Below are 12662 nucleotides of genomic sequence, written 5' to 3'. Positions count from 1 at the left end.
GACCGGACCCGATTAGGCGAGAGGAGCGGAAGGGCGGCCTGCCGACGCAGGCCGGGGGAGTCGATCGACGAACTTGCCGTCGATGCACCAACGAGCCTGCACCTCGGAGCGCGCGCACCGGGCGAGCTCCTGACGCAGACCGGGATGGTCGATGAGACGCTCCACCGCCTCGCACCAGACGTTGGTTTCATTGGCGACCATCAGGGCATTGGCCTCGTGGCGGCCGATGTTGCGATAGCTCTCCATGTCCGAGCACACGATCGCCATGTCCAGGGCCGCGTATTCGAGAAACTTCAGATTGGACTTGGAGCGGTTGAAGCGGTCGTCCGCCAGCGGAATGATGCCGATATCCCAGTGCACGCGCTGCAGCAACCAATTCACGAAGTTCGGATAGTCGGTGCTTCTGGGCAGTGCGATCCGACGTCCGAACATCGGCGCGATATTCTGGAAGGCACCGATCACCTCGACCTCGATACGCGGCCCGTAGCGCGCCTGCAGGCGTTGCATCGCATCGGTCACCAAAGCCAGATCCTGATCGTGCGAGGGGGTACCGATATAGCCGACGCGGATCGGCCCATCCGCCGCCCTGGCGTATGGGCCGGAGTGGTGGTCGCGTTCGCTCCCCAGACGCCACAAGTCGCCGTCCAGCAGGTTCGGTACGACCTGAACGTTCGGATTGCGTCCCGCCAGCAGCTCGGCCAGCGGCTCGGTCGACACCGTCACCAGATCCGCGTGCTCGCTCAACCAGGCGACCTTGCGCGCCAGCTCCGTCGTATCACCGCCGAATTTGCGTGCCTTCAGGGCCTGCCCATCCAGCAGATCGTCGTCTAGCTCATAGACCAGGCTGGCGCCGCATGCGCGCCAGGCCGGTAGCCACTCGGTCAGTTCGGCCAGACCGATACCGGCGGCATCACGTTGTATCAGCAGGCATTGCGCCGAGCCCGGCGTGGGCAACGACAGCGGTTGCGGCTTGACCCGCCAGGCGCTGCGCACCGCGCGGGCGCCGTAAGGCAGCAAGGTTCTGACGTAAGCCGAGCCCGTCGGCAGATCGTCTCCGCGCCGCGCGTGCATCAGTTTGAGGATTGGCTTCGCCTGCGCATGAGTGCCCGCGCGGTGCCCGGCCAGGGCCCGCGAGAACAGGTCCAACTCGCTGACCGCGGCGGCGCGTACGGAGTAACGCGACGCGGTCCGCAGCCCGGCGAGGCGCAGGCGGCTCAGCTCCGCGGGTTCGGACAACAGGGCGCCGATGCGTTGGAAACAGGCGTCCTCATCGAAACTGTCGACCACCAGCGCGTTGTGGCCGTCGATCGCATACTCGTCGCCGCCGCCGTGCTCCGGCACAACCGCAGCGCAGCCGGAGGCCATGGCCTCCAAGGACGTACGCCCGAAGGCCTGATAGTCCGACAGGTCGATGAACAGGTCGGAATCGGCGAGCAAGGCAGCCACCTCGGGCCGATCGAGCACGCCGTGATTGCGATACTCGAAATCGCGCGGCAGCGCCTGGAAGCGCGGGTCGTCCTCGCTGCAACCGAACAGACTAAAGCTCAACGCGCCTGGAAACCGCGCCGTCAGCCGCGACAACAGCCGCATCGTGCGCTCGGCGCCGCGATAAGGCGTCTGCGGGCGGATCATCGCAGCGATGCGCAAGCGGGCATCCGCCTTTCGCGGCCGGGGCGAGTAGGTGGCGTGGTCGATGCTGGGCTCGACCTTGTTCACCTCGACAGCGTGCTCCTGTCGGACCATATTGCAGATCCAATGGGTCTTGGCGAACAGCAGCGCGTTAGGGATCAGCGTGTAGGAGGCCTTGGCCGCGATCCACTGCGGGCTTCCCGGCTCGAAGAACATCGGCTCGTAGTCCTGCACGTAATAGGCAGGCAACACGTGCGGGCAAGCCTCGTGCACGCGTTTCAGCATGGGTACAGAGGAGAATATGGTCGCGATCACGACATCGTAGTCGTCGGCCAGATCGACCAGATCCGCCTGCGAGAAGCCGACGAACAGCTCGCTCGATCCGGGCATGTCGCGGTACATGTGATGGAAGCCGGCGAGCTGATCGCGGCCCACCGCGACGCGCGCGAGGACGCCCATCTTGACCAGTTCGGCGCATTCCTGGACCACCGAGTGGGCGCCGCCGCCGCCGCCCTTGACGGGGAGCAGGAAGAGGACACGCGGAGGCGCGCTCAGATCGGCATCGCCCTGCATGGGCCGTCGCAACGCTGCTCTGACATCGGCCCTGACCCGATCCAGACCGCTATCGGAGCGCATCCTGGCGACGATCGCGCCGAACCGGCCATCGCCATGCTTGCGGCGCAGAATGCGCGATCCCGCCTCCGAGAGCGCTCTGCGACGGGTATGACCGAAGCTCTTGGACTTAGCATGAAACACGTACACGTCGTCGGCGATGGCGAGCTTGAATCCGGCGTCCGCGGCCCGCACGCAATAGTCGTTCTCCTCGCCGTAGCCCTCCGGAAACGATGCCTCATCCATAAATCCGATGGCGTCCACCACCTCGCGGCGCATCAAGAAGCAAAACCCGTTGACGAAGGGCAGCTTGGGATAACGACGCTTGCTCGCCGCCGCAACGGTGCGCGCCATCGCCGCGACGTCGAAGCCTGGCGGCAAGGCGTTGACCGAGAACGAACCATCGGGATCGAACAGCTCCGGCACGTTCTGCCAGCTGGCCGCATTGGACAGCGGACCCACGATGCCCAATTCGCGATCCGAAGCCATGCAGCGCAGCATGCCCTTGAGCCAGCCCTCGCTTACTATCGTGTCGCTATTGAGGGTGACCAGGTACTGGGCGTTCGCTGCACGCAGGCCGCTGTTGACCGCGCGGGTGTAGCCCAGATTGCGCGGATGCTCGATCAATGTGAGAGCCGGACCGCGCGCGCAGCGTTCGCGCAACCAGGAGGTCGTCTCGGCATCCGAGCCGTCGTTCACCACCAGCACCCGGACATCCAGACCGTCGCGACAGGCCAGAACCGATTCGATGCATTGCTCGACATCGGACAGGGCGTTGTAGACCGGGATCACCACGTCCACGCTGACGCCGTAACGGCTGCGAACCTGCGTATTCGGGCGAGGCTTGCGCCCCTCGGCGCGGCCATGACGGACGTAGTGCACCAGCGGATTGATCGCCGCCGCCGCGACGTCCGGATAGGCGCCCAGGTAATAGCGTGTGCTGAATGCCCGACTGGGGTCGCGAAACATGCGCGCGCCAAAGCGGTAGTAGTGTTCGGCCGGGTCCATGCCGATAGCGGCCACGTCAGGATACTCACGCCGGTACCACTCCGGATCGAACAGCTCCGTGGCCTTGATCAATTCGATTTCGTGCATGTTCTCGCTCGCATACGGGTCCGCGGCCATTCGACGATGCTCAACCGGTGACCCACCGGCGCAGCTTTCGCATCGGCCACGTCATCCGCCAGGAATGGCTGGATGTGATCGTTCTCAGCGTGGTGTCGCGCGACTCCAACGCGGATGCGAGTTCCATGCGTTCCGCCTGCGTACGGCTCAGCTCCGCCGCCAGGCAGTTGCGCTCGTGCTGCATCGTCAGCAACTGCGAGGTCGTCGCATCGCACTTGCCTTTGAGCTCGTCGCGCTCGCCTTCGCTGGCGGCCAGCAAGCCGGTCAGCAACTCGATCTCCTTGTACCGGTGCGCCAGGCAGGCGCTCAGGTCGCGCAGCCGGACGGCGCTCTCGGTCTCGTCGTTCGCTCCGGCCAGGGGCGACGCCGCGGGCGCCAACGCCGCCTTGCCATCGTGCTTCGTCGCTACAGCCGCACCGGCTTCCGGCTCGTCCGAGCACGCGCCCACGCGCGCCCGGGACTTTTCCCGGGAGACGTCCGGCCCTACTCCATTCGGGAACGAATCGGCCCGCGTCTCGCCTTCGTGAGCGCGACGGTTCTTCTTGTCTCTAGCCCTGTTCAAGCCATCCTCCCGTGCGGCGCGCCGCACTTATCTCGCCCCGATCACACGTTGAACTTGCCCGCATTGGCGTAGCGCAGCGGCGCGCCCAGCTTGTTGCCGCTGATGCCCACGCTGACCGTTACGCGCTCCTGCAACGGCGTGATCAGCGCGCCCTCCGCCAAGGGCACATCGACCACGAAGCCGAAATCGCCGCGCTTGCCCATATAGCGATTCACGTCGTCCCGGCACTTCTTCTGGAACGTGTCGAACACGTAGGACACGCCGCTCACGTCGACTCGCACCGTGCGCACCTCGTTGCCCCGGTCTCCGACCGCCCAGCCCTCGATCTGCAAGCCGTCACCGACCCTGGCCACGCGATCGACCACGCCGATGGCGTCTCCGAACAACAGGGGGTCGTGATGGGCGAGCTGGGCGCGCATTTCGGCGCTGGCGAGAGAGACGATGTCGCGATAGCACTCCAGCGCGGCCTCGGTATCGCCTACGAACTTGGCGCGCCCCTCGTGCAGCACCAGCACACGGTTGCAGAGCCTGCGAATCAGCCCGGTGTTGTGACTGGCGATGACCACTATTCCGCTTCCATGCACGCGATCGGACATGCGCTCCTGGGCCCTATGCACGAAGGCCGCGTCGCCCGTCGCCAGCCATTCGTCCATGACCAGGATGTCCGGCTGAATGGCAGTCGAAATCGCGAAGCCCAGGCGCATGCGCTGCCCCGACGAGAGCGTATGCAGCCGGTGCAGCGCCCGATCGGCCAGCCCGGAGAACTGCAGAACATCGCGCAGTACGGCTTGCAGTTGGCGCCGCCTCAATCCCATCGCTGTTCCGCGCAGGATTACGTTTTCGCTGACCGATGCGTACTCGGCGAAGCCCAGCGTCGCGTTCAACAGCGACTGCATGCTGCCGCTGTGGCGGACCCGGCCCTGGGTCGGCGGGAAGGCGCCATTGAGCACGCGCAGCAGCGTGGTCTTGCCGGAGCCATTGAGGCCGACGATGCCGATGCGATCGCCCTGCTCGGCCGAGAAGCTGATGTCCTTCAGCACATCGCGGTAGCGGCGGACCGTGCCGCCCAGGGCGGTCTTGAATTGCGTGGCATAGGGATCGCCGTCGACCCGCTGCATATTCAGCGGCAACTCCAACCTGATCGATTCGGCGTGCAGGAAGATGGACATAGGCGCGCCCTCAGAGCCACAGCGCGACGCGGCGCGCATAGGTGCGATAGGCGAGGATCGCCCCGATCAGGCCGATCAGCGTCATCGCCGCCAAATACCAGACCGTCACCGGCTCCAGCCCCTCCCCCAACAGCGGCGCGCGTATGCTCGCGACCAAGTGATGGAACGGATTGGCGCGCATCAGAACGCCGCGCGCGGTGCCTTCCGGAGCGCCTTCGGGATACCAGACGATGGGCGTGACCAGGAACGCCGCCATCATCGTGCTGGCCATCAGCTCGCCGACGTCCGGATAGCGCGCGCCGAGCAGGGACAGCAGCACCGAGTACAGGAACAGATTCACCATCAGCACGGCCAATCCGAGCAGGGATCCGGGAACGCCCGACCACTGGAAGTCCGGCGAGCCCAACACCGCTACCGCCAGCAGCGGCTGCGCGATCAGGAAGTAGTAGAACGAGCGGCTGATCATGCGCAGGATGAAATCGGTCAGGCGCACATTGCCGTCGTATATGAAGGACTGACTGCCGCTGAACACGCTGGTCGCGTCCACGAACACGGTCATGACCATGCGGAACACCACGAAGCCCACCGCCACGTGGCCCAGGAAGCGCTGCGTGTCCATGCCGGGTTGCAAGGCCCCCAGATAGCCGCCGATACCCCAGATGTAGACAGCGGTAGGCACCAGCATCCAGATCAGGCCGAAATGGGTCTTGCGGTATTTGGTGACGGTATCCAGCCAGCTCCCGTAGACCCAATGGTCCGGGCGCCGCAGGCTTTGGCGTAGATGGGCTAGCAAGGAGCTCATAGGCTGGCGATCCTGGAGAGGGGGCGGCGGCGACCTTGCGGCGCGCGACTGGCGACCGAGCGCGGCGGAAACGCGAGCTCGAAATGGAAGCTGTCCAATGACAGATTGGGGTTGTAAGCCGGATCGTTGAACAGGACCTCGCCCCAGCGCCGGATCATGGTTTCGCACTCGACCTGGAAGCGCGCGCGCTTATCGGGCGCGCTGTCGAGCCCGCGACTGGCCGACTCGTGGTGATACAGCTCGGCGAACGGCGTCCACACGTTGCGGTAGCCGAGGGCATCGATGCGCAAGCACAGGTCGATATCGTTGAAGGCGACCGCGAGCTCCTCGTCCATGCCGCCGGCTTCGTCGAATACGCAGCGGCGCACGGCGAGGCAGGCCCCCGTGACCGCGGTCAGGTTGTGGACTACGCCGGCGCGCCCGAGGTAGCCGTTGCTGCCTCGCTGCAGGTGGAGATGCGCATGCCCCGCCACGCCGCCCACCCCGAGGATCACGCCCGCGTGCTGGATCGTGTCGCTGGGGTAATACAGCATGCAGCCGACCGCACCGACCTCGTCGCGCGCGGCGTACGAGACCAACTCGCTCAGCCAATGCGCATCGATCACCTCGGTGTCGTTGTTCAACAGGCACAGCACCTCGGCCGCCCCCTGCCGCACGCCGTAATTGACGATGGCCGAGAAATTGAACGGCTGCGGATACTCGACCACGCGCAGCCTCGGGCGCGCGCGCAACTCGTCTAGATAGGACAGGGTCTCGGCATGGATCGAGCCGTTGTCGATTACCATCAACTCGAAGTCGGGATACTCGGTGCGCGCGAGCACGCTCTCGACGCACTTGCGCAGCAAATCGACCCGGTCCCGCGTCGGCACGATCACGGTGACCCTGGGCGATTCCGCCCCCAGACGTCGTATCGGGCGGTAGTACTGGTGCGGGGTCACCTCGACCCGCGATGGACGCCCCATGCGCGCCAGGTGCTCGTCGACCGCGCGCCGGCCCGCTTCCAGGGCGTAAGGCTTGTGATCGCCGCCCATCGCCGTGGATCCTTGCACCGCGCGCCAGTGATAGAGCACCTTGGGTATGTGAACGATCTGCTCATCGCGCAGGCGCTCGACGCATCGCAGGACCAGATCGTGGTCCTGGGCGCCTTCGAAACCCGGCCGCAGGCGACCGACCGCGCGCACCAGGTCGGCGCGGATCACGGCGAAATGGCAGATGTAGTTCTGCGCGCACAGCAACTCCGGGTTCCAGGCCGGCTTGAAGTGCGGGTCGTAGCGGCGACCGTCGCGATCGATCTTGTCCTCGTCGGAGTACAGCAATTGCGCGTCGGCGTGCTCGCCGATCGCGCGGGCGACTTCCGCCAGCGCGCGCTCGCTCAGTTCGTCGTCGTGGTCCAGGAACCCGAGGTAGTTTCCACGGGCGAGATCGATAGCGTCGTTGCTGGCTTCGCAGATGTGCCCATGGCGCTCGCGGAACTGCACGCAGATGCGACGGTCGCGCATCGCGTAGTCGCGCAGCAGCTTCTTCACCGCCGGATCGTTCGATGCATCGTCGACGATGCATAGCTGCCAGCGCGCATAGGTCTGCGCTAGCACGCTGTCTATGCAACGCCGCAGCCAGGGCAAGGGCGTGTCGCGCACGGGGAGCACGATCGAGAACAGCGGCGCGCCCGCCTCCAGCTCCGCGCGCTCGCGGCGTCCAAAGCTGCGATCGAAGCGCGCGATCCATTGCTGATAGGAATAGGTCTTCCGGCGCAACGCCGCCCGATAGCGCTGCTTCAGATCCTCGGCGGCTTCGGCGGCCCGGCCCCGTGCGATCGATCGCGCGAAGTCGCGCAGGGCCGATAGCGCCTCGTCCGAGAACAGCCGACGGCTACTGCGCTGGATACCGCGCAGCATTTCCCACACCGCGCGCGGACGCGAGATCCGACGCAGCCGAAAGCCCTTCAGCGCGAACGCGGCCTCGCACTGGGTCGGGTCGTAGCGCAGGGCGCGCAGGGCCGCATTGATCAGTACCACCGTACGAACGCGTCGCTGACCGTCGACGGGTTCAGCGATCTCGATCCGGTTCGCCTCGCTCTGGCCCTTTCCGTAATCCGGATAGAAGCACGGAGCGACGATCGCGCCTTCGCGCACGCTGCAGCGCAGGTCGAGCAAGTACCAACCCGGGGCAGGCAAGCCGCTGCCTGCCTGGGCGCGCACGTCGAACTGAGGGTCCTCGCCTTGGGCATGGCAATCCCAGGCATCGCCGCTCCGGGTTGCGCTCAACTGCTTCAACGGGACCAGATCCAGTCTCATGCCCCGCCCCGGAAGTCGCCGGGCGATGGCCGCTAGCAGGCGGCGAAAAGTCAAAACAAACCCCTCATACGTTCCCCTTCCCAGGCAGCCTTCTTGGAGCGCCCGGTCACTGCACGAGCAGGTGGCCGCGCAACGCACGCCCCCCGATATCTCCCTATTTCCACATCAGCCTTACATCCAAACGGAGAATTTTCAATCCTGATTGGGACTTTGATATCTGAATACGAAATCAAAATCCCGGTACATCGGAGGCCGGTGAAAACAAGACGCCATTCGCGACATCGCCTAGCGGTGCTCGGCGATGCGCCATAAACAGATGATTCATCAACAGAAATCGCTCAATCCCTGTGCTTGCGGACACGTGCAACCGGGCCGCAGGCATGATCAGCACCAACTACATGCCAAGGGCACACATTTTCTGTTGAGAAAAACCGCCCGCGCACAAGGTCGGACGACGAGTGCGCCCTGAGGCCCCACAAACGAAAACGGCCGGTAGCTGCGCGCTACCGGCCGTTCGGGGTGTTGCGGCGTCGCGGGCGCTTAGCCGGCGGCGTAGCGATCGGTGGCCCGGATCAGGGCGTCGACGTTCTCGGCCTCGAAGGCGGAGTGGCCGGAGGCCGGGGTGATGGTGAGCTCGGCGCCCGGCCAGGCCTGCTTGAGGTCCCAGGCGTTCTGCACCGGGCAGACCACGTCGTAGCGGCCATGCACGATGGTGCCGGGGATGCCGGCCAGGCGATGGGCGTCGCGCAGCAACTGGTCCTCGACCTCGAAGAAGCCGCCGTTGACGAAGTAGTGGTTCTCGATGCGCGCGAACGCCAGCGCGAACGCGGCGTCCTCGTGGCCGCTGACGAAGTCCTCGTCCACGTGCAGGAAGCTGGTCGCGCCCTCCCAGACGCTCCAGGCGCGTGCGGCGGCCAGGCGCTGGCGTTCGTCATCGCTGGTGAGGCGGCGGTGGTAGGCGCTGATCAGGTCGTGGCGCTCGACCGGCGGGATCGCGGCCAGGTAGTGCTGCCAGGCATCCGGGAACAGGCGCGAGGCGCCTTCCTGATAGAACCACTCCAGTTCCCAGCGGCGCAGCATGAAGATGCCGCGCAGGACCAGCTCGGTCACCTGCTGCGGATGGGTCTCGGCATAGGCCAGGGCCAGGGTCGAACCCCAGGAGCCGCCGAACACCTGCCAGCGCTCGATGCCCAGGCGCGCGCGCAGGCGCTCGATGTCGGCCACCAGTTCCCAGGTGCCGTTGTCGACCAGGTCGGCGTGCGGCGTGGAGCGTCCGCTGCCGCGCTGATCGAACAGCACGATGCGGTACTTGGCGGGGTCGTGGAAGCGGCGCATTTTCGGGCTGCAGCCGGCGCCCGGGCCGCCGTGCAGCAGTACCACCGGCTTGCCGTCGGGGTTGCCGCACTGCTCGTAGTACAGGGTATGGCGGTCGTCGACCTGAAGCGTGCCGACGTCGTAGGGTTCGATCTCGGGATAGAGCGTGCGCATCGCGGAATCTCTGGCGGAATGCGCCGAGTCTACCCAGGCGCGGCGCGCGGGCGATACCGTATGCGGGCCTTGCGCGCGCGAACGCCAGCCGCGCTCAGTCGGCGGGCGCGCGCCCCAGGGTCACGCGATCGCGGCCCTCGAGATCGCGTTCGGTCGCCACTTCGACCAGGCCGGCCTCGCGCAGCAGGCCGCGCACGGCCATGCCCTGCTCCCAGCCGTGTTCGATCAGCAGCCAGCCGCCGCGTTGCAGGTGCGCGAGCGCGCCGGCGGCGAGCGCGCGGATCGCGTCCAGGCCGTCCGCGCCCGAAGCCAGCGCGCTGCGCGGTTCGTGGCGCAGGTCGCCCTGTTCGAGGTGGGCGTCGTCTTCGGAGATGTAGGGCGGGTTACTGACGATCAGCTCGTAGCGCTCGCCCTGCAGCGGCGCGTACCAGTCGCCGTTGCGGAACTCGACATTGTTCAAGGCCAGCGCGCGCGCGTTGTCGGCGGCCACGCCCAGGGCCGCGTCGCTGGCGTCGGTGGCGGTCACGCGCGCGGCCGGGCGCTCGCGCGCCAGCGCCAGCGCGATCGCGCCGCTGCCGGTGCCGAGGTCGGCGATGCGCGCGATCCGGCCGGCCGGCAGGCGCGCCAGAGCCAGTTCCACCAGCAGCTCGGTTTCCGGACGCGGGATCAGGGTGGCCGGGGTCACGCGCAGGTCGAAGCTCCAGAAGCCGCGCTGCCCGAGCAGGTAGGCGACCGGCTCGCCGTCGGCGCGGCGCGCGACCAGGGTGCGGTAGCGGCGCGCGAGTTCCTCGGCGATCACGTCGTCGCCGTGCGCGAACAGCCAGCTGCGCGGTTTGCCCAGCGCATGCGCGAGCAGCAGCTCGGCTTCGGCGCCGTCGTCCAGACGCGTCCTGGCTTCGCGCAGCAGCAGATCGATGCGGTTCATCGGCGACGTCCCGTCAGAACTCCACGCCGTATTCGGACTTCGCGTCCGCTATCGCCTTGTCGAGTTTCGCCAGCTTGCTGGGCTGGCCAGCGTACTTCTTGCGAGCGGCGGCGATCTGCGCATGAATCAGGTCCGAGTCGCAATCCAGCTCGTCGTTGGTTTGACTCAGCTCTTTCTCGCGCTCCGGATCGCCGGACCCGACCTCGCCCGCCAGATGCGCGCAACCGAACACGCGCTCGGCCAATGCGTCCGGGTCGGCCGACTTGGCGGCCTCCGGCCCTTTGGCGCCGACGGCGAACGCAGCCGCGAACAGGCAGGCGCTTGCCACGAGCAGCAGACGAGGCATCGTATTTTTCATGGGGCAATCTTCCCTGATTGGAGTTCGCTCGGCGGCCCGACGCCACCAAGACGTGTTGGGAATCGGCCGCGGGCGATTCCGCGCCCGGCGAATCCAGCGGCACATCCTACGCGAGCGCGGGCCGCCGCCCGCGCCCTGAGGCACAAAAACGACCGCCGGCACAGGGCCGGCGGTCGTGAGGCCAGACGCACGCACGGACCGTTCGGGTCCGTACGCGCTGAAAGCGGGGGCCGATCAGGCCGTGCGCTGTTCCAGGGTCACCGCGACGGCATGCACCACGGCACCGATCTTCAGTGCGCTCTGCACACCGAGAGCACTGATTTCGTGCTTACGCAGCACGCGTTCGTGCGAATCCATGCAGGCGCCGCAGCCGTTGATCGCCGACACCGCCAGCGAGGCGAGTTCGAAGGACATCTTGTCGATGCCGGGGTTGGCCATGATGTTCATGCGCAGACCGGCGCGCAGCTGGCCGTATTCCTGGTTCTGGATCAGGTGGGTCGCGCGGTAGTAGATGTTGTTCATCGCCATCACCGCGGCCGCGGCGCGGGTGCCGTCGAGCTCCTCGGGCGAGAGCTGCTCGGCGGCAAAGGCTTCGATCGCGGCGACCAGCGGCTGGTAGCGCGAGGCGATCGCCGAGGCCAGCGCGATCGCGCGGATCTGCTTGCCGTCCAGGCCCTGCGCACCGGCGTCGCTGAGCACGCTGTCGAGGTTGAGCTTGAGGTCCTTGGCGTAGTCGGGCAGCGAGTTGCGAAGATCGGAAAGGCTCATCGAAGGGGCTCCTGATACTGCGGAAATAGACGCGCGGGGGAAACGCGCAAGACGGCACCGACGCTGGCTGGCATGCGGCCCGGGGCCTGCGGCTGGCGGACGTAAGCGAGGTTGCGCGGGCGTCGCGGATCGCGGCGCTGCGATAAAAACAGCCGGGGCGAGCCCCGGCTGCGGGCATCCCGCACGGGAGGGAGGGGGGAGCCGGGGGTGAAGCCGGCCCGCGTGCGGGTGTTGCCTGAAAAGATCTGCGCCGACCGCATACGCAGGCGGCGCAGGTGAAACCGGACGTCGACGCTAAGGGAGCCGGCCGCGACCCACGGAGATCCGCGGCCTGGCTCGCCGATCCGACTGACGGATCAGGCGACCTTCAGCGTGTTGTCGCCCGAGTTCCAGTTGCAGGGGCACAGCTCGTCGGTCTGCAGGGCGTCGAGCACGCGCAGGACTTCCTGCGGGTTGCGGCCGACCGAACCGTCGGTGACGTAGACGAAGCGGATCACGCCTTCCGGATCGACCAGGAAGGTCGCGCGCTGGGCCACGCCGTCTTCGCTGAGGATGCCCAGCGCCGAGGTGAGGTCCTTCTTGATGTCGGCCAGCATGGGGAACGGCAGGTCGCGCAGATCCTTGTGGTCCTTGCGCCAGGCCAGGTGCACGAACTCGCTGTCGGTCGATGCGGCCAGGACCTGGCAATCGCGATCGAGGAACTGCTGGTTCAGGTCGCCGAAGCCCTTGATCTCGGTCGGGCACACGAAGGTGAAGTCCTTCGGGTAGAAGAACACCAGCAGCCACTTGCCCTTATAGGTGTCGTTGTCGATGTCGGCGAAGGCGCTGTCGAGGCTCTCGATGCCGACGGTGGCCTTGACCTTGAATTTCGGGAACTTTTCGCCGATGGAAAGCATGCGCACAACTCCTTGATTAACGGATGGGAAGGGG

10 protein-coding genes are annotated in these 12662 nt (G+C 66.6%); all 10 read right to left on the bottom strand.

The window, feature by feature from the left end; translation table 11 throughout:
• Positions 1-12: 12 nt before the first annotated feature.
• Positions 13-3336: a glycosyltransferase gene (locus tag BMZ45_RS19650; protein WP_175489164.1), complete on the bottom strand. Its 3324-nt coding sequence runs from the start codon at positions 3334-3336 to the stop codon at positions 13-15.
• A 40-nt stretch (positions 3337-3376) separates the two neighbouring features.
• Positions 3377-3928 (bottom strand): hypothetical protein, encoded by a 552-nt coding sequence (locus tag BMZ45_RS19645; RefSeq protein ID WP_175489163.1) that lies wholly within the window; start codon positions 3926-3928, stop codon positions 3377-3379.
• 41 nt (positions 3929-3969) lie between these two features.
• A complete protein-coding gene (locus BMZ45_RS19640; protein WP_091638201.1) occupies positions 3970-5136 on the bottom strand; it encodes an ABC transporter ATP-binding protein in 1167 nt (388 codons plus the stop codon).
• Positions 5108-5899 (bottom strand): ABC transporter permease, encoded by a 792-nt coding sequence (locus BMZ45_RS19635; protein WP_091638200.1) that lies wholly within the window; start codon positions 5897-5899, stop codon positions 5108-5110. The genes BMZ45_RS19640 and BMZ45_RS19635 overlap by 29 nt, the downstream gene beginning before the upstream one ends.
• Complete coding sequence (locus tag BMZ45_RS19630; RefSeq protein ID WP_091638199.1) at positions 5896-8193, bottom strand: glycosyltransferase family 2 protein; 2298 nt, start codon at positions 8191-8193, stop codon at positions 5896-5898. Before BMZ45_RS19630 ends, BMZ45_RS19635 begins: the two co-directional genes overlap by 4 nt.
• A gap of 540 nt (positions 8194-8733) precedes the next feature.
• Positions 8734-9681, bottom strand: a complete 948-nt coding sequence (gene pip, locus BMZ45_RS19625) for a prolyl aminopeptidase (RefSeq protein WP_091638198.1) — start codon at positions 9679-9681, stop codon at positions 8734-8736.
• A 94-nt stretch (positions 9682-9775) separates the two neighbouring features.
• Positions 9776-10606 (bottom strand): peptide chain release factor N(5)-glutamine methyltransferase, encoded by an 831-nt coding sequence (gene prmC, locus BMZ45_RS19620; protein ID WP_091638197.1) that lies wholly within the window; start codon positions 10604-10606, stop codon positions 9776-9778.
• 13 nt (positions 10607-10619) lie between these two features.
• On the bottom strand, positions 10620-10964 hold the full coding sequence (locus BMZ45_RS19615) for a hypothetical protein (RefSeq protein WP_091638196.1): 345 nt from the start codon (positions 10962-10964) through the stop codon (positions 10620-10622).
• A 234-nt stretch (positions 10965-11198) separates the two neighbouring features.
• Positions 11199-11732 (bottom strand): carboxymuconolactone decarboxylase family protein, encoded by a 534-nt coding sequence (locus BMZ45_RS19610; protein ID WP_091638195.1) that lies wholly within the window; start codon positions 11730-11732, stop codon positions 11199-11201.
• Between the two features lie 356 nt (positions 11733-12088).
• A complete protein-coding gene (locus tag BMZ45_RS19605) occupies positions 12089-12628 on the bottom strand; it encodes a peroxiredoxin (RefSeq protein ID WP_091638194.1) in 540 nt (179 codons plus the stop codon).
• Between the last annotated feature and the right edge of the window lie 34 nt (positions 12629-12662).

Origin of the sequence: Lysobacter sp. cf310, from assembly GCF_900114355.1 — a bacterium.
Classification (GTDB): domain Bacteria; phylum Pseudomonadota; class Gammaproteobacteria; order Xanthomonadales; family Xanthomonadaceae; genus Lysobacter.
Note: the sequence above shows the minus strand (reverse complement) of the source record. Positions and strands in the feature narration are given on the sequence as shown.